This window comes from Actinomycetota bacterium, from assembly GCA_040905475.1.
In the GTDB taxonomy this organism is placed as follows: Bacteria; Actinomycetota; AC-67; order AC-67; family AC-67; genus DATFGK01.
In genome coordinates, this window is sequence record JBBDRM010000130.1 from 68366 (window position 1) to 91036 (window position 22671).

Annotated in this window: 22 protein-coding genes and 1 riboswitch; of the genes, 14 read left to right on the forward strand and 8 right to left on the reverse strand. The window is 68.0% G+C overall.

Features of this window, described 5'->3' with window-relative positions; all coding sequences use genetic code 11:
- The gene (locus tag WEB06_15745; protein ID MEX2557066.1) at positions 1-756 is read right to left on the reverse strand and encodes a sugar phosphate isomerase/epimerase family protein; all 756 of its coding nucleotides are present in this window, start codon (positions 754-756) and stop codon (positions 1-3) included.
- A 144-nt stretch (positions 757-900) separates the two neighbouring features.
- Here WEB06_15745 and WEB06_15750 point away from each other — a divergent pair, with 144 nt between their 5' ends.
- Entirely contained in the window at positions 901-3018 is a 2118-nt protein-coding gene (locus WEB06_15750; protein ID MEX2557067.1) for a PBP1A family penicillin-binding protein, read from the forward strand.
- 94 nt (positions 3019-3112) lie between these two features.
- Here the strand turns inward: WEB06_15750 and WEB06_15755 are convergent, their stop codons facing one another.
- Positions 3113-3778 carry a CAP domain-containing protein gene (locus WEB06_15755; GenBank protein ID MEX2557068.1) on the reverse strand — a complete coding sequence of 222 codons (666 nt, stop codon included), beginning with the start codon at positions 3776-3778 and terminating at the stop codon, positions 3113-3115.
- Between the two features lie 116 nt (positions 3779-3894).
- Positions 3895-3977, reverse strand: a riboswitch (cyclic di-GMP riboswitch).
- Between the two features lie 277 nt (positions 3978-4254).
- Between WEB06_15755 and WEB06_15760 the strand changes: the two genes are divergently transcribed.
- The 9 genes from WEB06_15760 to cobA all read left to right on the forward strand — a co-directional run bounded on the left by WEB06_15760 (position 4255) and on the right by cobA (position 13757).
- Complete coding sequence (locus WEB06_15760; GenBank protein MEX2557069.1) at positions 4255-5583, forward strand: FAD-dependent oxidoreductase; 1329 nt, start codon at positions 4255-4257, stop codon at positions 5581-5583.
- Between the two features lie 17 nt (positions 5584-5600).
- A complete protein-coding gene (locus tag WEB06_15765) occupies positions 5601-7121 on the forward strand; it encodes a long-chain fatty acid--CoA ligase (GenBank protein MEX2557070.1) in 1521 nt (506 codons plus the stop codon).
- A gap of 7 nt (positions 7122-7128) precedes the next feature.
- Positions 7129-8034: a glutaredoxin domain-containing protein gene (locus WEB06_15770; GenBank protein ID MEX2557071.1), complete on the forward strand. Its 906-nt coding sequence runs from the start codon at positions 7129-7131 to the stop codon at positions 8032-8034.
- A 70-nt stretch (positions 8035-8104) separates the two neighbouring features.
- Positions 8105-8515: a hypothetical protein gene (locus WEB06_15775; GenBank protein ID MEX2557072.1), complete on the forward strand. Its 411-nt coding sequence runs from the start codon at positions 8105-8107 to the stop codon at positions 8513-8515.
- Positions 8516-8679: 164 nt separating this feature from the next.
- Positions 8680-9372, forward strand: coding sequence for a redox-sensing transcriptional repressor Rex (locus tag WEB06_15780; protein MEX2557073.1), 693 nt, complete (start codon positions 8680-8682; stop codon positions 9370-9372).
- Positions 9369-10004: a bifunctional precorrin-2 dehydrogenase/sirohydrochlorin ferrochelatase gene (locus WEB06_15785; protein MEX2557074.1), complete on the forward strand. Its 636-nt coding sequence runs from the start codon at positions 9369-9371 to the stop codon at positions 10002-10004. Before WEB06_15780 ends, WEB06_15785 begins: the two co-directional genes overlap by 4 nt.
- A 16-nt stretch (positions 10005-10020) precedes the next feature.
- Positions 10021-11289 (forward strand): glutamyl-tRNA reductase, encoded by a 1269-nt coding sequence (locus tag WEB06_15790; GenBank protein ID MEX2557075.1) that lies wholly within the window; start codon positions 10021-10023, stop codon positions 11287-11289.
- 12 nt (positions 11290-11301) lie between these two features.
- A complete protein-coding gene (gene hemC, locus WEB06_15795; GenBank protein ID MEX2557076.1) occupies positions 11302-12225 on the forward strand; it encodes a hydroxymethylbilane synthase in 924 nt (307 codons plus the stop codon).
- Entirely contained in the window at positions 12222-13757 is a 1536-nt protein-coding gene (gene cobA, locus WEB06_15800; GenBank protein MEX2557077.1) for a uroporphyrinogen-III C-methyltransferase, read from the forward strand. Before hemC ends, cobA begins: the two co-directional genes overlap by 4 nt.
- Before the next feature lie 7 nt (positions 13758-13764).
- Here cobA and WEB06_15805 read toward each other — a convergent pair whose 3' ends face one another.
- Positions 13765-14979: an MFS transporter gene (locus WEB06_15805; protein ID MEX2557078.1), complete on the reverse strand. Its 1215-nt coding sequence runs from the start codon at positions 14977-14979 to the stop codon at positions 13765-13767.
- A 35-nt stretch (positions 14980-15014) separates the two neighbouring features.
- On the opposite strand from WEB06_15805, the gene hemB reads away from it, so the two are divergent.
- From hemB to hemL, 4 genes are read left to right on the forward strand one after another with little or no spacing between them, the layout of a single operon-like run.
- Positions 15015-16007, forward strand: a complete 993-nt coding sequence (gene hemB / locus WEB06_15810; protein ID MEX2557079.1) for a porphobilinogen synthase — start codon at positions 15015-15017, stop codon at positions 16005-16007.
- A 2-nt stretch (positions 16008-16009) separates the two neighbouring features.
- Positions 16010-17005: an aldo/keto reductase gene (locus WEB06_15815; GenBank protein ID MEX2557080.1), complete on the forward strand. Its 996-nt coding sequence runs from the start codon at positions 16010-16012 to the stop codon at positions 17003-17005.
- A gap of 4 nt (positions 17006-17009) precedes the next feature.
- On the forward strand, positions 17010-17258 hold the full coding sequence (locus tag WEB06_15820) for a hypothetical protein (GenBank protein ID MEX2557081.1): 249 nt from the start codon (positions 17010-17012) through the stop codon (positions 17256-17258).
- Between the two features lie 29 nt (positions 17259-17287).
- Positions 17288-18571 carry a glutamate-1-semialdehyde 2,1-aminomutase gene (gene hemL / locus WEB06_15825; GenBank protein ID MEX2557082.1) on the forward strand — a complete coding sequence of 428 codons (1284 nt, stop codon included), beginning with the start codon at positions 17288-17290 and terminating at the stop codon, positions 18569-18571.
- Positions 18572-18581: 10 nt separating this feature from the next.
- Here hemL and WEB06_15830 read toward each other — a convergent pair whose 3' ends face one another.
- From WEB06_15830 to extP, 5 genes are all read right to left on the reverse strand, one after another.
- Positions 18582-19412 carry a hypothetical protein gene (locus WEB06_15830; GenBank protein MEX2557083.1) on the reverse strand — a complete coding sequence of 277 codons (831 nt, stop codon included), beginning with the start codon at positions 19410-19412 and terminating at the stop codon, positions 18582-18584.
- On the reverse strand, positions 19405-20361 hold the full coding sequence (locus WEB06_15835; protein MEX2557084.1) for a c-type cytochrome: 957 nt from the start codon (positions 20359-20361) through the stop codon (positions 19405-19407). Before WEB06_15835 ends, WEB06_15830 begins: the two co-directional genes overlap by 8 nt.
- Positions 20362-20364: 3 nt before the next feature.
- A complete protein-coding gene (locus tag WEB06_15840) occupies positions 20365-21087 on the reverse strand; it encodes a Rieske 2Fe-2S domain-containing protein (protein ID MEX2557085.1) in 723 nt (240 codons plus the stop codon).
- A 7-nt stretch (positions 21088-21094) separates the two neighbouring features.
- Positions 21095-21970, reverse strand: coding sequence for a menaquinol-cytochrome c reductase cytochrome b subunit (locus WEB06_15845; GenBank protein MEX2557086.1), 876 nt, complete (start codon positions 21968-21970; stop codon positions 21095-21097).
- A 9-nt stretch (positions 21971-21979) separates the two neighbouring features.
- A partial coding sequence (gene extP, locus WEB06_15850; protein MEX2557087.1) for a selenite/tellurite reduction operon b-type cytochrome ExtP occupies positions 21980-22671 on the reverse strand: 692 nt, incomplete at its 5' end.

Below are 22671 nucleotides of genomic sequence, written 5' to 3' on the forward strand. Positions count from 1 at the left end.
TCACTTTCCGGCAGAAGCGCCCAGCTTCTCAAGGCAGTACTCGCGGTTCTCGCGGAGGACCGACGCGAGCTTGAGCGGGTTCGAGGCCCACGGGCGTATGTCGAGCTCGAGCGTGATCGAACCCGAGTATCCGCTCTCGCCGACCCGCTCGAGGAACGAAGCGATCGGCAGCACGCCCTGTCTGAGTGGGGCGTGCGAGTCCCTGCCGACTCCGAGGTTGTTCGAAAGATGGATGTGCACCACGCGGTCCTGGAGCTCCTCGTAGGCGCGGATGATATCGATCCCGCTCACAGCCAGGTGGCTGGTGTCGAGCGTGACCGCACCGAACTTCTTCATGTCCTCGATCCCGGTCGTCGCGTGGGCGGTGATGCCGCGCCCGCGGATCCAAACGGGAAACATGTTTTCCATGGCGATCGTGATGCCTTCAGATGCCTGGAATTCGTCGAGCTCTGAACGGAGCCACCGCACGTAGCTCCGCTGCCAGTGGAACGCGGGATGCACGACCACGATCGGCGCTCCGGCCGCTTGTGCGAGTTCCGTTGAGCGCTTGATCTTCTCGAGGGGATCGGTTGAGAAGACGCGCCTCGTGAGGAGGAGGAAGGGGGCGTGTATCGCGGCGACCTCGACGCCGAAGTCTTCCGCCAGCGCCTTGAGCGCGACGGGATCCTGGCTCTCCCGTTCACTGGTGACCATGACCTCGACCCCAGGAAAGCCTGCCTTGCCGATGGCCTCGAAGACCTGGCCGAGCGGCAGCATATAGAAGGGACCCGTCGCGCAAAGGATCCGCGGGCGCGCTTTCAGGATGACCCCCGTTTTTCGGACTTCCCGCTGCATCCTACCGGGGAAGGGTACGTACTGTTTTGCCAGAACCTACGATGGAGAGATAGGGAGGAACCCCGGATGGCCGATCGATCGCTGGGCGGCGCGCTCGCGGATATCGCGGCGCATGGCACGACCCTCGATGGGATCGACGGCTTCCCGCGCGAACCCTCGTTCGGCGTGCGCGCCGAGGAACAGATCCGCAGGTGGTGGCGGCGCACCGTGGTTCGGAAACTGCGGAGGGGGCCTTTCCGCAGTATGCGTCGATGGCAGGCCGCCCTCCTCATCGGGTCGCTACTCTTCGTGAGTGGAGGACTCTCCGTTTATTACGGTCCCGCTACCCTCGGCGCGACGCCGCAACTCCAAACCGCGTTCCTATACGACCGCGACGGGAGGCCGCTTGCGCAGGTCCGCGCCGAGGAGAACCGCGTCGTCGTGCCGCTTTCGGCCGTCCCGGTGCACGTTCGTCAGGCGTTCATCGCGGTTGAGGATGAGCGATTCTGGAGCCACCCGGGCGTCGACCCGATCGCGATCGCGCGTGCGATTGCCGCCAACGCACGCGGGGACCGTGAAGGAGCGAGCACGATCACCCAGCAGGTCGTGAAGAACGCGACGGTTCAGCGGAAGCGTACTCTCTGGCGCAAGCTAACAGAGGCCGTTGCAGCGATCCGCATCGACCGGCGCTACTCGAAGGATCAGATCCTCGAGGCGTACTTGAACTCCATCTACCTCGGGCACGGCGCCTACGGGGTCCAGGCGGCGTCGCGACTTTACTTCGACCGGGACGTCGGCTCGCTGACGCTTTCGCAGGCCGCCTTGCTCGCGGGCATCACCGCCGCACCCCAAGCGTTCTCTCCGCGGAACAACCCCGAGGCTGCCAAGGCGCGTCGCGACCGCGCGCTCGATCGGATGGCCGGGCACGGGTTCATCACAGTCGCCGAGCGCGATGCAGCGACCCTCGAGCCGCTGGAGCTCGCCCAACCCCGGCGGGCGAGGGTCCGCTCGCCTCTGTTCGTGGACTGGGTCCGCGGTGAGATCCTGCGACGTTTCGGCGAGGACGTTTTCTATCGTGGCGGGCTGCGCGTGACGACGACGCTCGACCTCGACGTCCAGCGCGCAGCTGAGGAAGCTGTCGCCGACGTGCTCGACCGGCCGGATGACCCCGAGGCTGCCGTGGTCGCTATCGATGTCGCCACCGGCGAGGTGCGCGCGATGGTAGGTGGCCGGACGGTGAAAGCCGGCGATTTCAACCTTGCGACGCAGGCCCGCCGCCAGGCCGGGAGCGCCTTCAAGCCGTTCGTTCTCGCCGCCGCGCTCGACGAGGGCTACAAGCTCTCGAAGTCTTACAGCGCCCCCGGATCGATGCGTGTGCGCTTCGACACAGGCGAGGTGTGGAACGTCCGCAACTTCGACCGGCGAGGGCGAGGCTGGATCTCGCTCCGCACCGCGACGGCGAACAGCGTCAACACCGTGTTCGCGCAGCTGATCCGCGATGTGGGCGCGAAGGAGGTAGTCGAGGTCGCGCACCGGCTGGGCATCACCAGCCGGCTGTCGGCGGTTCCGTCGCTCGCGCTCGGGACCTCGGGGGTCACGGCCCTGGAGATGGTCTCGGCCTACGCCACCATCGCGAACGACGGTGAGTATCTGACCCCAACGGGGCTCGCGCGAGCAGAGGACTCGTCCGGGAAAGTCCTCGTCGATGGGGAGCGCATCGGCGATGAAGTCATCGACAAGGACGTCGCCCGAGACGTGAGGGAAGCGCTGCGACGGGTTGTGACTCAAGGCACCGGCTACACCGTGCGCCTTCCGGGCGTCTCCGACATCGCGGGCAAGACCGGAACGACGGAGGATTACCGGGACGCCTGGTTCGTCGGGTTCTCTCGCGGTTACGCGATCGCCGTGTGGGTAGGGCATCCGTCGGGGAAGCCGATGGGGCGGGTTCATGGGATCCGCGTGACCGGCAACTCTTTCCCAGCCGAGATCTTCGAACGCGTCCTTGCCTCTCTGATCGCGCAGGACGTCGTGGAGAAGGCGGACGACCCCGGAGCCGCAAGACAGAAGCCGAAGTCGGACCTCGAGTCGAGCTCACCGAGCCCTGAGCCTTCGAGCGAGCCAACGCCCGAGCCGGGCGAAGAGCCCAGTTACGAACCGACCCCCGAGCCGCCGGGGCGCTGCGCGATCATCTTCACCTGTCCTTAGTTCGAGCACGCATCAGACGCCGGCTCACCAGAGCCGGCGTCTGAGAGGGGGCCGGCCCCGGGGCCGCAGCCCGGGGGCGCGGAGATGGGCTTATCTAGACTCCCATCGCGGCGCCGGTCGCAGGATCGACCTGCCGCGCGTCCATGCCCGCCAGCTGGACGAGAACGTCCACCGTCCACGTCGACGCCTTGAACTCGGGCTTCGGCGCCGGCTTGGGCTTCGGCTTGGGCTGTGGCTTCGGTGCCGGCGCCGAGGAAGTGCTGGGCTTCGGCGCCGACTTCTTCACGACCGGCTTGGGTGCCGGGCTGGATGAGGAGGGGCGACCGGCGAAGACCTCGGTGACGTAGACCGTTCCGTCGCTGACGACGACGCCGACGCCGATCTGGTTGTAGTCCTTGTCGAGGATGTTGGCCTTGTGACCCGGCGAGTCCATGAACGCGTTGTGGATGGACGAGCACGACGGGCCCATCCCGACGTTCTCGCCGAGGGCCCACCAGTTGCCGGAGATCTGATCGCCGAGCTTGCTGTTGTGGTAGATCGTCTCGTCGGCGGCCATGTCTTCACTGTGGTTTCGGGCATTCGCCACGAGGTCGCTCTTCACGACGAGCTTTGGACGGCCGACGGCCGAACGCTCGGCGTTCAAGGAGTTGACGAAGCAGGATTCGTAGCTAGAGAGTGCGCTCGCCGACGGAGCTGCGAGGGCGATGAAGGCCGCGGCGAGCGCCGCGACCATCGTTACCGTGATCGTTCGCTTTCCCATCTGTTCGGCCCCTCTTCCGGCCGGAACAGACAGCCCGTCGTCCCCGAGCTTTCAGCATCCCCAGCTGAAATTCTCATGCCTCGAGGCCAACGGGCCTTGCGAACCCGTCGTCCCCATTCGGCAACCCGGCTGGCCCAGTGGTTCCTAGGGCTCCGTGGCTTTGCGTCCCCGTCTCGCGACGGGTTTGCCTTTGTCGTGGAGACTGACTGTCTTCCGGATATCAATGAACACTTCGACTATCGATCAGCACTGTGAGTATCGGGGCCGCGCTCCGATCGCTTGACCACGCATAGTGACTATCCCTCTAGCTCATTGTCGCTACCTCCGCGGCAGTGGACGCCCGGTTCGCCCCAGGAACGTGCGAACCGAGCGGGGCGGAGCTCGTCCGAGTTGATGGTGTTGGCCCTGCTTCCGGCTCCGGCCGTAGACTGCGCGCGCGTCGAACACCGGCCGTGAAAAACAGGACCGTGGTCCCGATGGATGAAAAGGTCGTTCGTCTCGGAGAGCGCACATCGCCCGTTGTTCTCGACGTAGACGTGGTCGTCGTCGGCGGGGGATCCGCGGGACTCGCCGCCGCCCTAACGGCGGCTCGGATGGGCGCGCGTACCGCGCTTGTGGAGCGGTACGGGTTCTTCGGGGGAAACGCCGTGTCCGCCTGGGTGGGTACGGTTTGCGGCCTCTATCGAACAACGGCTGAGGGATTCGACCTCGTTTGCCGGGGCTTCGCCGAAGCCTGGGCCGAGGAGCTCAAGGCCGCGGGTGCCGGCTTCGGCCCGATCCCCTACAAGGAGACCGCGGTCCTCATCTACGTGCCCTGGGCGTTCAAACGCCAGGCAGATCGGTGGGTCACCGCCGAGCCGAACCTGACTCCGTTGCTTCACGCGAACGTCACGGAGGTCGTGCGACGAGGCCGCAGGATCGAGGCGGTGATCGTCGGGTCGAAGCAGGGGCCGCTCGCGATCACCGGCCGGGTGTTCGTGGACGCCTCCGGCGACGCCGACCTCGCCTTCCACGCCGGCTGCCGCGTCGAGAGCGGCGGGCCCGGTCAGCGCCAGTTCCCGTCCATGCAGTTCTTGATGCACAACGTCGACGTGCAGGCCGCGTACGCTGCAGGGCTGGACCGGCTCAACGAGCTCCTCGCGACGGAAGGCCAAGCGCCAGAATGGGATCTGTCGCGCTCGGGTGGAGCCGTGCTTCCCACGTTCCGTCAAGGCGAGGTGCTGGGCGCGATGACTCGCATCGGCGTCGAAGGACACGCGCCCGACATGACCGATCTCTTCGAAGCGACGGCGGCGGAGATCTCCGGCCGCGCGGAGGCCGAGAAGGCCGGCCGGTTCTTGGTTCAGCACATGCCCGGCTTCGAGCACGCGTTCTTCACCGACACGCCGACCCAGCTCGGCGTGCGGGAGACCCGACGGGCGATGGGGGACTACGTGCTGACCGGGGAGGATGTGCTCGGCGCCGGGCGGTTCGACGACGCTGTCGCGTGTGGCGCGTGGCCCCAGGAGTTCCACGTCGAAGGAAAAGAGACCCGGTGGCGCTGGCTCGAACCCGGTGCCTACTACCAGGTTCCGTACCGCTCGCTCGTCGCAGCGGAGGTGGACAACATGCTTCTCGCCGGGCGTTGCATGTCCGCGACGCACGAGGCGCTCGCATCCTCGCGCGTGATCGCACCGTCGATGGCTCAAGGCGAAGCCGCGGGTGTCGGCGCGGCGCTCGCGGCTCAGAAAGGGCTTGCCGCGCGGGCGGTCGACGTCGCCGAAGTGCAGCGCGTTCTCCGTGAGCGCGGCGCGTTTCTCGGGTGATGGATGGGACTCCAAGCGTGAACATCGCGAACCTCGTGCGGGAAACGGCGAACCGGCTGGGCAGCAAGCCGGCGCTGATCTTCCACGACCAGGCGATCAGGTACGCGGAGCTGGACCGTGAGATCGAAAGAGCCGCCGGGGGGTTCGCCGCGCTCGGGATCCGGCCCGGCGATCGCGTCGGTGTGCTGGTCCATAACGTCCCGCAGTTCATCTACGCATACCAAGGGCTTGCCCGCGCCGGTGCGGTGACCATCCCGCTCAACACCATGTACACCGCCGACGAGGTGTCGTTCATCCTGGCCGACGCCGACGCGCGAGCCGTCGTCGTTTCCGAGCCGCTGGTCGGCACGGTCGACGGGATCCGCGACACGCTCGCCATGCTCGAGCACGTCGTGGTCGCCGGCTCGGCCGCCCCCGTCGGGGCGATGACGTGGGAGCAGATGCTCGGCCGTGCGGCGGGCGACGTTCCCGCGTTCGACCCTTCGCCGGACGACCTCGCGGTGCTGGCGTACACGAGCGGAACGACCGGGCGGCCCAAGGGCGCGATGCTCACCCACGCGAACCTGCTCGCGAACATGGACCAGATGTCCCAAGCGCAGCTGCTCGCCGAGGCCGAGGACGACGTCGTGCTCCTCGCGCTCCCGATGTTCCACATCTACGCGCTCAACGTCATCCTCGGACTCACGATGCGGGCGGGAGCGACGGCGGTTCTGATGGAGCGGTTCGACGCCGTGGGCTCGCTGGAAGCCGTCGAGCGGCACGGCGTCACCGTGCTCTTCGGAGCGCCGCCGATGTTCATCGCCTGGCTCAACACTCCGGGTGTCGAGCGCTACGACCTGTCGAAGGTACGGCTCGCGGTCTCCGGCGCGGCCCCGCTTCCGGGTGCCGTGCTCGAAGACTTCCGGCGGAAGCTCGGTATCACGATCTGGGAAGGGTACGGCCTCACCGAAACGGCGCCCGGCGTGACGTCGAATGCGATGGGGGAGGAGGCGAAGCCGGGTTCGATCGGCAAGGCGCTCCCCGGGGTCGAGGTACGCATCATCGACGCCTCGGGGGACGACGTCGAAGACGGCGACCCCGGTGAGATCCTCGTGCGCGGACCCAACGTCTTCCGGGGGTACTGGCGACAGGACGAGGCGACGTCGGAGGTGATCCGCGACGGGTGGTTCCACACCGGCGACGTCGGATACGCGGACTCCGACGGGTACATCTTCCTGGTCGACCGGAAGAAGGATCTCATCATCGTCAGCGGCTTCAACGTCTACCCTCGCGAGGTCGAGGACGCGATCTTCCGTCATCCGAAGGTTGCGGAGGCCGCGGTCGTCGGCATCCCGCACCCGTACACGGGGGAGGCCGTGAAGGCCTTCGTGGTCCTGAAGCCCGGCGAGTCCACGACGGAAGAGGAGATCCTCGAGTTCTGCCGCCGCTCGCTCGCGCGATTCAAGTGTCCTCAGGTCGTCGAGTTCGTGAAGGAGCTGCCGCACCTCCCGACGGGCAAAGTGTTGCGGCGCCTGCTCCGCGACGGCGGGAAGTCCTGAAACTCACGTGATCGTTTTCCCCGCCCTTGCAGCCCTCGTCTCGTCGATCTTCGCCATCCAGCTTCTGCGCCGGTACGCCGGACGGAAACGGCTGCCGCACCTGGCGTGGGGGATCGCACTGACGATGTACGCGCTCGCCTCGCTGGCGGTAGCCGGAGGGATCAGCGGGGGGTGGGACCCAACGCTGTACCGGATCTACTACCTGTTCGGTGCGCTCCTGAATGTGCCGTACCTCGCGCTCGGAAGCCTCGCGCTCCTGGGCAAGCGTGCGCTCTCGGCACTGGCGCTGGTCCTCGTGCTGGCCGCCACCGTGTACGCCGCGGCGAGGGTCGCGAGCACGTCGACGGTCGGGTCGGCGCTCGCGACCGAGCAGATCCCTCGCGGCAAAGACACGTGGGCCGACCAGTCGGTGCCCAGGCTGGCGTCCATCTATTCCATCTCGGCGTACATCGTCGTCCTGCTGATCACCCTCGGTACCTCAACCAAGCGCGCCGCCCGCCGGATCGGCCTCGAGCGCGCCCGCGCGAACCGTCTCATCGCGGCGGGCGTAACGATCGTCGCGGTCGGGAGTACCGCGCTCACCAGGGTCGGGCGCGGCTCGGCATTCTCGATAGCGCTGGCGGTCGGCGTGGTCGTGATGTTCCTCGGGTTCCGGATGGCGACCCGAGCAACCCGGACGGCGGCCGGCCCGATCGTGCTGTATTCGAGCGAGAACTGCGGCCTGTGCGAACACGCCCGCGATGCGCTCGCCGAGCTCGGCGTGTCGTATGAGGAGATCGAGGTGCCGGACGACCACCCCTACCGGTTGCGCACCCCGGTTCTGGAGGCGGATGGCGTCGTGGTCGGGGAGGGTGAGATCACGGTGCCCGACCTCCGGCGACGACTCGGGATAACAGCACACCCGCAGAGGTAGAGGCAGCACCCTCCGCTTGACTTGCCCACCTTCGGTAGCCTTGGGCGACCGCACGACAAGGGGGAAACCGATGGGAAAGAAGCTACTCACGACGCTCGCGCTGACCGGCGCCATGCTCGTTCTACCTGCGACCGCCGCGTTCGCGCATGAATGCATCGTGGCCAACCGATCGGCCCAGGGGGCCATCGGGGCGGGCGGATCCGGTCAATGGTTCTCGATCTCGCTGGAAGACGTTTTCGCCTTCGAGTTCTCGGTCCCTGAAGCGAACGTCGATGACGCGGTGGCGGAAGCGATCGATGCCGGCATCCCCGAGGTAGTCGCGATATTCGGGAAGTTCACGCTTGCCGGGGGCACCGGGGCCGCGTCGAATGGCGCCCTCGCCGACGGGAAGGGCCTCGAGCACCTCTCTCAGTCGCCGCTCGCAGCGACGATCGGAGAGATCGCTTTGAAGTGGGGCGGCACGATCCCCGACTTCGAGTAGAGCCGCACGGAGTAAGGGGAGGGGATCGATCCCTCCCCTTATGTTTTCCCAGGTCAGCGGTGGTCATCGGCCGGATTCCATTTGAGAATGTGCTCACAAGCATCTACAATCCGGTTGCAGGTGGCCCGATTTCGGCCCTGTTCGGGATAGCTGGGAGAGCCCCGATGAGAGAGCGCGCGATCCCTGAAGCCACGGTCGCCCGCCTTCCGCTGTACCTCCGCAGCCTGGTCGAGATGACCGAGCGGGGCACCCACACCGTGTCGAGCGAGTCCCTGGCGCTCGCGGCCGGCGTGAACTCGGCCAAGGTGCGCAAAGACCTCTCCTACCTCGGGTCCTACGGTACGCGCGGCGTCGGGTACGACGTCGAGTACCTCATCTACCAGATCTCTCGCGAGCTCGGCCTGACCCAGGACTGGAACGTGATGATCGTCGGCGTCGGAAACCTGGGTCATGCGCTGGCCAACTACAAGGGATTCTCGGCACGCGGGTTCCGCGTGGTGGCGCTGATCGATGCCGACGAGCGAAAGATCGGCGAGCAGGTCGGCGAGCTGGCGATCGAAGATTTCGAGGATCTCGAGCGGATCGCCAAGGAGCGCCAGGTTTCCATCGGAGTCGTGGCGACCCCGGCGCCGGCCGCGCAGGATGCGGCCGACCGCCTCGCGGCCGCCGGGGTGAAGAGCATCCTCAACTTCGCCCCCGCCGTCATCCAGGTTCCCGACGACGTCTCGTTGCGAAAAGTGGACCTGTCGATCGAACTTCAGATCCTCTCCTTCTACGAGCAGCGGAAGTCGGCGCTGGAGGGCCTCCGGCGCGGCAAGCGATTGACCGGGAGCGCCGCGAAGTCCACGCGTCCATGACCACCGGATACCCGGCCATCCTCCTCCTCGAAGGCCGCCTCGCGGTCGTCATCGGCGGCGGGCGGATCGCAGAACGCAAGGTCCGCACGCTCCGCGATGCCGGGGCCAAGGTTCGTCTGATAGCCGACACCGTCACGCCGGCGCTCCGCGATCTCGCCGAAAGCGGCGAGTTGGAGCTCGTCGGGCGCCGCTACGCGCGAGGGGATCTTGCGGGTGCGGTCGTGGTCGTGGCCTCCACCGACGACGAGGAGGTCAACCGGAGTGTGTACGCCGACGCGACCGAAGCGGGGATCCCCGTCAACGTCGTCGACAACACGGCACTCTGCACGTTCATCGCTCCATCGATCGTCCGCCGCGGGGACCTCGTCGTCGCGATCTCGACCGGCGGCGCCGCGCCGGCCCTGGCGGTGCGGATCCGCGAGCGCTTGGAGCAGGAGTTCGGCGACGAGTACGCTCGCTTTCTCGAGCTGACCGCGCAGTTGCGTGAGCAAGTGAAGGTTCCAGGTGACCAGGATGAGCGTGCGAAGGCTTGGTACCGAGTGATCGACTCCGACGTGATGGACCTCGTTCGCTCGGGGGAGATCGAGCGAGCCCGCGAGCGGGCCACGGCACTGTTGCTCGGGACGGACTAATCCGGGGGGAAGAAGCGTGTCGGTCCTGGTCGTAGGCCTCACGTACCGCAAGGCGCCGGTCGAGTTGCTGGAGCGCTTCGCCTTCGACCAGTCCGGGTTGCTCAAGGGGTTGCATCAGCTCGTTTCCGCCGAGCATGTGCGCGAAGGGGTCATCCTTTCGACCTGCAACCGGACCGAGGTCTACGCACTCGTGAGCGGGTTCCACGCCGGGCTCGCCGAGCTTCGCCGCTTCCTCGCCGAGTTCCACCACGTGCCGGCCGAGGAGTTCGGCGCGTTGCTCGTCTCGCACTACGAGGAGGACGCGGTTTCGCATCTGTTCTCGGTTGCGAGCGGCATCGACTCCATGGTGGTGGGCGAGCCGCAGATCTTGTCCCAGGTGCGCGAGTCCTACCGGGTCGCCGGCGAGGAAGGCGCAGCGGGTCCGGTCCTCTCGGCGCTCTTCCGTCAGGCCATCCGTGTCGGCCGTCGCGCCCGCTCGGAGACCGGGATCGGGAGATCGGTCAAGACCTACGCCGGAGCCGGGGCGGATCTTGCGCGCGAGGCTCTCGGCACGCTCGACGGGAAGACGGTGCTGGTCGTCGGCGCCGGGAAGATGAGCGACGTCGCCGCGCGACGCATGGCGCGCGAGGGGGCGACGGTTCTCGTGGCGAACCGCACCACCTCACGCGCGAAGGCGCTCGCAGATCGGATCGGCGGGGAGGAGCTGCCGATGACGTCGTTGGACGAAGGGCTGGCGCGCGCCGACCTCGTGCTCTCATCGACCGGAAGCTCCCAGCCGGTGATCACGCGCGAGCTCGTCGCCGGGGCCTTCGCGACCCGCGTCGACCGGCCGCTCGTGTTTCTCGATCTCGCCGTGCCGCGCGACGTGGAACCGTCCGTCGCCGAGATCGACGGCGTCGTCGTCCGCGATCTCGACGATCTCCGCGAAGCGCTCGCGCCCGGGCCCGACCAGCTACGTGAAGTCGGTCGCGTGCGCGACATCATCGAGGAGGAAGTGCCACGTTTCACGCGGTGGCAGCGATCGCATCATCTCGCCCCGCTCCTCGAAGCGCTGCAGGCGCGCGGTGAGCAAGTGCGCGACCGCGAGGTCAAGCGCGCGATGGGCCGGCTGGCTCGCTTGAGCGACGCCGAGCGCGAGGCCGTCGAGGCACTCGCCCGCTCCATCGTGGCGAAGCTCTTCCACGGGCCGGTCACCGCGGTGAAGCTGGCTGCCGGGACGGCAGACGGAGAGGCGCTCGCGCGCGCGCTTCGAGACCTTTTCGACCTGCCGGATATCGAGCGGTAGGGTTCCCCGCGGATGCCGCGAAGCGTGCTGCGCGTAGGGACGAGAGGGAGCGCGCTTGCGCTCGCGCAGGCAGAGAACGTTCGCAAGGCCATCTCCCAGGTGATCTCGCACCGCAATTTCGAGCTCGTGCCGATCACCACGAGCGGCGACACGCATCAGGGACCGCTTCCGGCGATCGGCGGCAAGGGCTTGTTCACCGCAGATATCCAAGAGGCGCTCGCCACCGCGAGGATCGACCTCGCGGTGCACAGCGCCAAAGATCTCCCGGCAACAACCCCGGAAGGTCTGGTGCTCGCCGCGATCCCGCCCCGTGAGGATCCGCGGGACGCGTTGATCACCCGGCACGGTGGAGGGCTCGCGAAGCTCGCCCCGGGAACGACGGTCGGAACATCGTCCCTTCGCCGAAGCGTTCAGCTGCTCGCGCTCGGCAAGGGGCTGGTTCCCACGTCGATCAGGGGGAACGTCGACACCCGCTTACGTAAGCTCTCGGCGGGCGAGGTGCAGGCGCTCGTCGTCGCACTCGCCGGTCTCAAGCGCCTGGGCAAGGACGGGCGCGTCGCGGAGGTGCTTCCGACGTCGGTGATGCTTCCCGCTCCGGGACAGGGGGCGCTCGCGGTCGAGTGCCGGGCCGGCGACAAGGACATGCGCGAGGCGCTCTCCAAGATCGAGGATCCGCTCGCGCGCCGCGCGTTCGAGGCGGAGCGCACGTTCTTGCTGGCGCTCGGCGGATCGTGCAACGTTCCGCTCGGCGCCCTTGCCACACTCGACGGGAACGAGATCCGGCTGCGCGGGCTGGTCGGAACGCTCGACGGTTCGCGCATCATCCGCGACGAGGTCCGTGGAACGGACCCGGCGTCCGTCGGCGAAGCGCTCGCGGACCGGATGCGCGCCGCCGGCGCGGCAGAGATCATCGCCTCGCTCGAGGCGGAGGCGTGAGCCGGAAGAGATCCCCGCGGATCCCCGGGACGGTCTACCTGGTCGGCGCCGGGCCCGGCGATCCGGGATTGATTACCGTTCGAGGGCTCGCCGCGCTTCGCTCGGCCGACGTGGTGGTGTACGACCGGCTCGGCGTGTCCCCGGCGCTGTTGGATCATGCCCCACGAGCAGCCGAGCGGATCTTCGCCGGAAAGAGCGCGCGCAAGCACGCGATGACCCAGGCGCAGATCAACCGGCTCCTCGTGTCCAAGGCCCGCGCGGGTGCGTCCGTCGTCCGTCTCAAAGGCGGCGACCCATTCGTGTTCGGCCGGGGCGGCGAGGAGGCCGAGGCACTCGCGAAGGCCGGCGTCCCGTCCGAGGTCGTTCCCGGCGTCACCTCGGCGACGGCCGGGCCTGCCGCCGCCGGGATCCCGGTGACGCACCGCGACTGGGCGGCGTCGGTCGCGATCGCGACCGCGCACGAAGCCCCGGGCAAGGCGGGGTCGCGCCTGGACTGGGAGGCGCTCGCGCGCGCCGACACCGCCGTTCTGCTTATGGGCGTCGAGCGGCTCGCGGACGTCTCGAAGGCGTTTATCGCCGCGGGGAAGCCGCGCTCGACGCCGGCGGCCGTGATCGCGTCGGCGACGCTGCCCTCGCAGCGGACGGTCACCGCGCCGCTGTCGCGCATCGCGACGGCCGCGAGGCGTGCGCGGATCGAGCCGCCCGCGATCACCGTGGTCGGCGACGTCGTGCGGTTGCGCGAGCTGCTCGGCGGCTGGGACACTCGTCCGCTTTCCGGCGCGCGCGTGCTGGTCACCCGTACCCGCGAGCAAGCCGGCGAGCTGTCCGGCGTGCTGCGCGAGCTCGGCGCCGAGGTGATCGAGGCGCCGGCGATCAAGGTCGAGCCGCCGCGATCCTGGGCGGCCGTCGACCGTTCCGCCCGGAAGCTCGCCGACGGCGCGTACTCGTGGGTCGTCTTCACCAGCGCGAACGGCGTGCGGTTCTTCTTCGCGCGGCTGCGCGCGGCGCGGCTCGACGCTCGAGCGTTCGGACGCGCACGGGTGGCCGGGGTGGGGACGGGTACGGCGGCGACGTTGCGCGCCTTCGGCATCGAGCCCGACCTCGTTCCGCCGACGTTCACGACCGAGGCGATCGGAAAAGCGTTCCCCCGTGGGGCGGGCCGCGTGCTGCTCGCACGAGCCGACAAGACGGAGCCCGGCCTCGGAGAGGCGCTTCGCGCGAAGGGTTGGACGCCCGAACGGGTCACCGTCTACCGGCTGCGGCGGGTCGCTCGCTTGGATCCGCCGGTGCGGCGGGCGGTGCTCGCCGGCGAGATCGACATCCTGACGTTCGCGAGCGGCGGGACCGTTCGCGCGTTCATGGGCCTGCTCCACGGGAAGCCGCCTCGCCGCGTGCTGGTCGCGTGTATCGGGCCGGTGACCGCGCGCGCCGCCAAACAGGCCGGTCTGCGCGTGGACGTCGTCGCCCGCGAGCACACGATCCCGGGCCTCGCCGCCGCCGCAGCGCGCGCCTTCGCGAAGCGCCGGCGCTGAGGCAGGATCAGGCTGCCGGAGCCACCGGCTCGTCCGTGCGGGGTGGAGTCATCCGTCGGACGAAGAAGGCGGCGACGAGCGCCGGGATCGTCAACACCACGACGGCGACATGCGGGTTGAACGCATCGGCAAGCGCCCCATCGATGACGGCGGCGAGGACTCGCGGCCCGAGGAAGCTCACCGACCATAGGGCCATCACCCGGCCGCGCAACCGCTCCGGTACGTCCTCCTGGATCGCGGTCGTGAAGGCGATCGCGGCCGTGATGTAGCCCGCGCCGGTCAGCACGCTCGCCGGGATCGCGGCCGCGATGTTCGGTGCAACTCCTAGCGCACCGAGACCGGCGGCTTGCGCGATCAAGCCCGCCCAACCGAGGCCGTGCTTCGTCGCGTAACGGATCCACGTGCGCCCGAGCGTGATCGCGAGCACCGCGCCGCCGCCCCACGCGGACACGATCCAGCCGGCGCCTCCCTCGGGGAGCCCGTACACGTCGGCGAGCGCCGGTGAGAGCGTGAGGATCGGGTCGAGAGACATCGCCATCGCCATGACGGCAAGAAGCATCGTTCGCGTCCGCTTGTGCCGCCACGCGTAGACGAGCCCGTCGCGGATGCGACCCGGTTCGCCGTCCCGCTCGCGCAGATAGGGTGGGCGGCCGATCATCACGAGCACCGCGATCAGCGCGATGTACGAGAATGCGTTGACCGCGAACGCGAGCCCGACGCCCGCGCCGGCGATGGTCACCGCCGCCAGGACGGGACCCACGGCGCGCGCGAGGTTGAAGGTGAGCGCGTTCAATCCGATCGCCTCGGCCAGCTCGTCTTGCGGGACGAGTGAAGGGATGACGGACTGCATCGCCGGGAGCCCGATCGCGATCGTGATGCCGAGGCCGAAGGCGATCGCGACGACGGCGTAACGGTTCGCGGCGTTCAGCGCGACCAGGATCGCGAGCACGCCGGCGAGCGACCCGGCCAGGATCTGTGCACCGGCCAGGAGGCGAAGGCGGTCCGTCCGGTCGGCCCAGGCACCCGCAGGGATCGCGAACAGCAGAACGGGAACGAAGAGCGCGGCGTTCGTCAGGCCCACCCAAAGCGATGATCCCGTGAGGTCCAGCATGTAGACGCCGAGCGCGACGTTCGCGAGCCACGTCCCCACGTTCGACGACACGTTTCCGAGGAAGTACAGGCGAAATTCTCTGCGTGCGAGGGGTCCGGTGAGCTGCCGCATGGTGGCCGGGAGCCTACCGCGATACCCTGATGGCGATGCCCCGATTCCCGATCGCTCGTTCGCGGCGCCTGCGCGCCACGCCGGCGCTTCGCCGTCTGGTCCGCGAGACGACGCTCGGCGTGAACGACCTCGTCGCGCCCCTTTTCGTCAAGGAAGGCATCGCCGACCCACAGCCCATCGAGTCGATGCCGGGTCAGTCCCAACACACCCTCGAGTCGCTCCGCAAAGAGGTCTCGGAGATCGCCGCCCTCGGGATACCGGCCGTGGTTCTGTTCGGTGTTCCCGCGGAGAAGGACGGGCGAGGCTCGGGGGCCGATCGCGAGGACGGGATCGTTCAACGCTCGCTGCGCGAGCTGCGCTCGGACGTCGGTGACGACGTCGTGCTGATCGCGGATCTTTGCCTCGACGAGTACACCGATCACGGCCACTGCGGCGTCCTGACCCAAGACGGCCGTGTCGACAACGACGCGACCGTCGAACGGTACCGCTCGATCGCGGCGAGCCAGGCCGCCGCGGGCGCGCACATCGTCGCGCCGAGCGGGATGATGGACGGACAGGTGGCCGCGATCCGGGACGCGCTCGACATCGCCGGGTTCGCGGAGACCCCGATCATGGCGTACGCGGCGAAGTTCGCCAGCGCCTTCTACGGTCCGTTCCGAGAGGCGGCCGAGTGCGCGCCGCGGTTCGGCGATCGGGCCGCGTATCAGATGGATCCGCCCAACGCCGATGAAGCCGTTCGGGAGGCCCTCGCCGACGTGGAGGAGGGTGCCGACATCGTCATGGTGAAGCCGGCACTCCCGTACCTGGACGTGGTGCGGGCGGTGCGCGATGCGACGCGCGTGCCGGTGGCCGCCTTTCACGTCTCCGGCGAGTACGCGATGCTCAAGGCGGCAGCCGAACGCGGCTGGCTGGACGAGCGCCGCGCGATCGTCGAGTCGCTCACCGCGATCCGCCGCGCCGGCGCGGACATCGTCCTCACCTATCTGGCGAAGGAAGCAGCGGCCATCCTCAAGAACGGAGACTACTGAGCATGCGCTACCGAACGTTCCCTGGAACCGACATCACCGCTTCCGAGATCGGCTTCGGTGCGTGGACCGTCACCGCCGGATGGTGGGGCGACTACACCGACGACCAAGCGACCGCGCTGATCCGCAAGGCGCTCGAGCACGGCATCACGTTCTTCGACACGGCGCCGACATACGGCGCGGACGGCCGCGGCGAAACGATCATCGCCGAGGCGCTCCGAGACCATCGAGATGAAGTCGTCTACTCGACCAAGGTCGGCTACGACACCGAGATGGAATGGAAGCCGGAAGGACACCAAGAAAGGCCGCACAACCTGGACCCGGCCGTGGTTCGGCGCTCGGTCGAGGCCTCGTTGCGCCGTCTCGAGACGGATCGGATCGATCTGCTACAACTCCACAACCCGCGCATGGACCACCTCCGGCGCGACGAGGTGTGGGATCTGCTGGAGAACCTGAAGGGCGAGGGGAAGGTGCGCGCATACGGGATCGCGCTCGGTCCCGCGATCGGTTGGCGCGACGAGGGCGTATGGGGGATCGAGAACCGTCACCTCGACGCGCTGTTCATCATCCACAACCTGCTCGAGCAGGACCCCGGTCGTGAGTTCATCGACGAAGCACGCAAACGTGACGTCGGCGTGATGGTCCGGGTTCCGCACTCCAGCGGGTTGCTGGAGGGGAAGTACACCAAGGACACCACGTTCGACGAGAACGACCACCGCTCGCATCGCAAGCGCGAATGGCTCGTTAACGGGCTACGGAAGCTCGAAAAACTCGGTTTCCTGACGGATGACCGAGGTATGACCATCGGTCAGGCCGCGCTCAAATGGCTGCTGGCGGATCCCCTGGTCGTGACGGTGCTTCCGAACATCTATGACGATGCCCAGCTGGTTGAGTTCGCGGACGCGTCCGGAGCCCCGGACCTCACCGACGACGACCTCAGCCGGATCGCCGATCTCTACGACAACGATTTCTATCTCGCACCGGCAGGCGCCGACGCCTGAATCCGTGACACGGAGCGAGGCTCGCTGGACACCTCGCGCGCGCAAGCTCGCCGCCGTCGTGTTCCTTTCGTTGGCCTTTGCGGCACTCGTCGCCGGGATCATGGGCGCCGTCTGCAACGAGCCGTCGCTCGACTGTCTTCGCGATGAGGGTCGGAACGCCGTTCGCATCGCCGTGGTCTCTGTGCCGTTGATCGCCTACGCGACCTATCGGTTCACGCGCGGTGGACGTGGAGGGCGCGACGGCCACGCGTAGCCGGGCGTTCTCCCGCTACGCTTAACCGCGTGACCCGTTCCGAAGACCTGTTCGACCGCGCGCGCCGTGTCATCCCCGGCGGCGTGAACTCACCGGTCCGCGCGTATCGCGCCGTCGGAGGCGTGCCCCCGTTCCTAATTCGCGGACGGGGCGCCTCCGTCACCGACGTCGACGGCAACACATACGTCGACTACGTGCAGTCGTGGGGGGCGATGATCCTCGGGCACGCGCACCCGCGAGTGGTTGCGGCCGTGAAGGATGCCGTCGAGCGGGGGTCGTCGTTCGGGGCGCCCACGCCGGGGGAGGTGGAGCTTGCCGAGCGGCTGAGCGCGGCGGTCCCGAGCATCGAGAAGGTGCGGCTCGTCTCTAGCGGGACCGAAGCCACCATGAGCGCCGTTCGTCTGGCACGCGGTTTCACCGGCCGGCCGAAGGTGATCAAGTTCTCCGGGTGCTACCACGGACACGCCGACGGGCTGCTCGCGCGCGCCGGGTCCGGCGTCGCCACGTTCGGGCTCCCGGACTCGCCCGGGGTGACCCGGGCGCAAGCGTCCGACACCCTCGTCGTGCCGTTCAACGACACGGCCGCGGTCGAGACGGCGTTCGACCGTGCGAAGGACGCGATCGCAGCCGTTATCGTCGAGCCGGTGGCGGCGAACATGGGCGTCGTCCCCGCCGCGCCGGGCTTCCTGGAAGCCACGCGCAAGCTGGCCGAAGCGAACGGCGCGCTGCTGATCTTCGATGAGGTCATCACCGGCTTCCGGGTCGGCGCCGGCGGCGCGCAGGAGCGGTTCGGGATCGTTCCCGACCTGACGACGCTCGGGAAGATCATCGGTGGGGGCTTGCCGGTCGGCGCGTTCGGTGGTCGAGCCGACGTGATGTCGTTCCTCGCTCCCGAAGGGCCGGTGTATCAGGCCGGCACGTTGTCGGGAAACCCGCTCGCCGTGGCGGCCGGGCTCGCCGCGCTCCAGGAGCTCGCCGACGATCCCCCGTACGCGCGGCTCGAAGCCCTCGCCGAACGGCTGGCCGGCGGTTTGGCTGCGACCGCGCGCGACGCCGGCGTGCCGGTGACCGTCAATCGCGAGGGGTCGCTCTTCTCGCTGTTCTTCACGGCCGAGCCGGTCTCGGACTTCGAGACCGCGTCACGTCAGGACACGGTAGGGTTCGCGGCGTTCTTCAACGCCATGCTCCGGCATGGCGTCTGGCTCCCGCCGAGCGCCTTCGAAGGGTGGTTCCTCGGCGCGGCGCACACCGAGGAGGACGTCGAGCGCACGCTCGAGGCTGCCGGCGAAGCGTTCCGCGGATCGGTCGGCTGAGAAAGACCGGCTATGCGCTGGTCCCGACCTTGGTAGGAGTGGTTGCCGTCTCGGCGTCTCGTGCCCGCTGCTTGATCTCGTCGCGGGCCAGCAGCCACAAGTGGAGCGCGAAGAGGAAGATCGATACCACAAGGAAGTAGAGCGACGGCAGGAAGATGGCTCCCTTGTCGCGGAACGCGAATGCCGTGATCTCCGGATGCTTGCCGTTGACGCCGGGGATCCGGACCCCGACGAGCAGCTCGCCGCCGCCGGCGTCCTTGAAACGAACCTCCGCGACCGGGATCGCTCGCTCCTCGACGGTGAGCTTCGCCTCATCGGCGGGACTCTTCGAAGGGAGACGGAAGTCGTAGTCCGCGGGGTCCTCCGACGGGAAGTCTTGTTCCTGGCCGTATCCGGCTAGCGCCGGTAGCAGGATGCCCTTGACGGTGTCGATCTCGCCGACCGCGTCGATCGCTCCGGTGTTCGCCTTGTCGCTGTTCCCGAAGTACTTCTTCCCGGGAGCATCCCAGCCCTCGGGGAACTCCTCGGTCAGGTCGCGGAACTCCGCCCCGAACTCGCTGTCCGCAAGGAAGGGGATCCAGGTCGGCTCACGTCCGCGCGGGCCGGTTCCGGGAACCGTCCCCGGCGCGCCGGCGAGCCACACGAGCGACAGGATGATCATGAACCCCATCAGGCTGACCATCGAGATGTGGAACGCCCGCCGCCAGCCGAAGAGCGTCGTGAGAAGGTAGTAGATCGTCCCCATGAAGATCACGGCAGCGGTGAGAACGACCGCGACCGCGGCCGCGCCGCTCCACTGACCCTCGAGGGCCAGGGGGATCAGGGTGCCCAGGCTACGCACCGGAACCCCCCGCGCCTGCCTGGATGCTCTTGATGAAGTTCACGAGCGCGCGGATCGCATCGTCGCCGAGGTGTCCCCACGCCGGCATCGAAGGGCGGTCCAGATTGAGTTTGCCCTTCTTGATGATGTCGAAGATCTGTTGCTCCGTGTTTCGCTGGAACTCGACGGTGAGGTTCGGTCCAACCCCACCAGACGCGTTCGCGCCGTGGCACACCGCGCAGTTCGCGTCGAAAAGCTCCTGGCCGTTGAGCTCGCCGGTGAGCGGCGCAACAGCGACCTGGATCGACATCAGGTAATTCATGATGTCGTCGATCGCCTGTGAGTTGAGCGGCCCGCCGAACTCGAGCGCCCACGTCGGCATCGGAGTGCCCGGCCGGCCGCGCTGGATCGCGTCGCGCAGCAAGAGCTTGATCTCATCGACGTTCCGTCCTGCGGCCGTGTAGCGGGCCACGGCGAGTCGCAGCGGCGGTTCGGCGTAGATCACCGTCGCCGGCTTGCCGGTCTCCCGGTCGATGATCGTGAAGTTCCTTCCACCACCCACCGCGCCGATGCCGTGGCAGTCGGCGCAGCCGAGAGCGCGGAGGCTGTCCGGGGTGGCGGGGCCGAAGATCTCCTCGCCGCGAACGATCGACTCCCGGAGGAACTGGGTCTCCTTCTTCGCGAGGCGCGTGGGCTCGCGAAGCCAGTACACCGGGAAAAAGACCGCCATGAACACGGTGCTGACCATGCCGTAGGCGATCCAGCGGTCGAGCACCTTGCGCTCGAGATCCGCGTCCGAGGGGCCGGGCCTGAACCCGGCGGGTACTTCGCCCTTGCGGGTGCGCGGACCGCCGAGCGCGGTGATGACGATGAACGCGAAGAACGCGAGGATCGCGACGCTGACGATGATCGCGGTTGCTACCCGATCGTCTGCCTGCGCGAGCGGTATCAAGCTCCCCCCGTCGATCATGGTCTAGACCGTGTGGACTTCCCTGCGAACCTCGGCGCAGAAAGCGCCTTCGCGCTCCTGGCCGGTGGTGTTCGTTCCTCGTGACGGGCCGGTGATCACGAAGGTCGTGTCCACGGTCAGGACGTCGCCCTCGACCGTGAGGGGGAAGCGATCGAGGCCCCGAGGTGCCGGTCCGAGCCGGTACTCGCCGGCGCGGTTGTACTTGGAACCATGGCACGGGCATTCGAACCACTGTGACGTGATACAGAACGGCACTTTGCAGCCGAGGTGCACGCAGCGCTGGTACAGCGCCATCAGCCCTCCGGCGACGAGCCCCGCCGTTTCGTACGGCGACCCTGTGACGTCGTAGGGCACGAGGTAGAAGCGACCAGGCGCGAAGTAGAACGGCTGATGCGTCGAGGCCATCTGCGCCTTGATCTCTGCAAGCCCGACCGGAACCGCCACCTTTCCGCCGAACCCTGCGCGCGACGACGGCCACAAGAACGCGAGCGAAAGAGCGCCGAAGTCGAGCAGGGCGATGCCGAACCCGAGGCCCAGCATCCGGCCGAAGAATCCGCGACGTGACAGCTGCCTCGGCTTTCCGACCAGCGGGCGGTGACTCTTCGGCCCCTCGCGCTTGGCGCGAAGGATCGCGTAGAGGTTCACCATGATCAGAGCGCCGCCGGCGAGTCCGATCGCGATCCCGAAACCTATGGCGACCCAGTTCCATGCGCTCAGTGCGAGCATGACGTCCTCACAGGTCGAAGAAGAGCCCGGTCTTCCAGGGCCAGATGAAGTTGAAGCCCGGCCCGCGGAAGAAGGAACCGATGATGACCAGCACAGACCAGAACATGATGAACATCGTGAACGCGATGATGGCGAACTTGCGGCGATCCGGCTGGATGCTCGGGTTCTTGTCCGCGTAGGGGAGCGCGAACAGCGCGAAGATCCCGAGGCCCGGCAGCGTCACGCCCGCGACCATCGGATGGAAGTAGCGGAGCAATTCCTGAAGGCCGAGGAAGTACCACGGTGCTTTCGAAGGGTTCGGAGTGAAGGAGAAGTTCGCCAGCTCGCGGAACGGCGCGTTGACGAAGGTCGAGAACACCAGCAGCAGCGCCATCACGACGAGCAGCGCCAGGAACTCCTCCGCGAGCAGATGCGGCCAGACGTTGACCTTGTCCTCTTGCCGCTTCTCGACCCGCTGGATCCCGCTGGGCGGCACCATCGCGAGCAAACGGTGAGTCTCGCCGACGCCTTTGCCTCGGCCGCCGCCGTTGCCGACCTTGACGCCGGTGGCCGCCGCGACGCGCGCGGCGCGCTCTTCCGGGGTGAGCCGAGGTACCGCGGCAGCGGCCGGTGCGGCCGCCGGAGCGGCTGCGGCTGCTGCCGGCTGTGCCGCGGCGGCGGGTACGGCCGGAGCATCGGCGGCGGGTGCGGCCGGAGCTTCGGCGGCCGGCGCCTCTGCTGCGGGCGCGGCCGCATAGCCCGCCGGAGCCGGAGCGGCCGACGCGGCCGCGGCTTTCTGCTTGCGGACGAATGCAGACTTGGCCAAGGCCCGCGCGACTCGCTCGGGCTTCCCGGCCGCGATCTCTCGGTCGAATACTTCTTGGTCGATGCCCTCGTCGGCCATCGTCGTCTCCTAGAGCGGTCCCGAGATGCCGCCGTCCTTGCGGATCCGCCAGAAGTGAACCGCCATCAGGATGACGATCACGAACGGCAGAGCGAGGACGTGTAACACATACCATCGGATCAGCGTCGGAGGTCCGACTTCACCGCCGGCGACTAAGACGAACTTCACCTGTCTTCCGAACACGGGCGTGTAGCCCATCATGTTGGTGCCGACCGTTACCGCCCAGACCGCGAGCTGATCCCACGGCAACAAGTAGCCGGTGAACGAGAGAAGCAGGGTGATCACGAGCAGGTTCACGCCGATCACCCAGTTGAACTCCCGGGGCGGCTTGTACGCGCCGTGGTAGAAGACCCGGCACATGTGCAGGAACACGGTGATGACCATCAAGTGCGCGGCCCACCGATGCAGGTTGCGCGTCAGCTGCCCGAACGTGATCGCCTGCGACAGGTCGGCCATGTCCTTGTACGCGAGCTGCGCCGTGATCTCGGCGGCAGGCCGGTAGAAGAACATCAGGTAGATGCCGGTGATCGTCAGCAGGACGAACAGGAAGAACGAAAGGCCGCCGAGGCAGAAGGTGTAGGTCAGCTTCAAGCCGTGCCGCTTCACCTTGGTGGGGTGGAGGTGGTACAGAACGTTGTTCATCGTGGCGAGCGCACGGTCGCGCGTCGTCGACTTGTAGCCCTTACGGAGGTACGACCCCG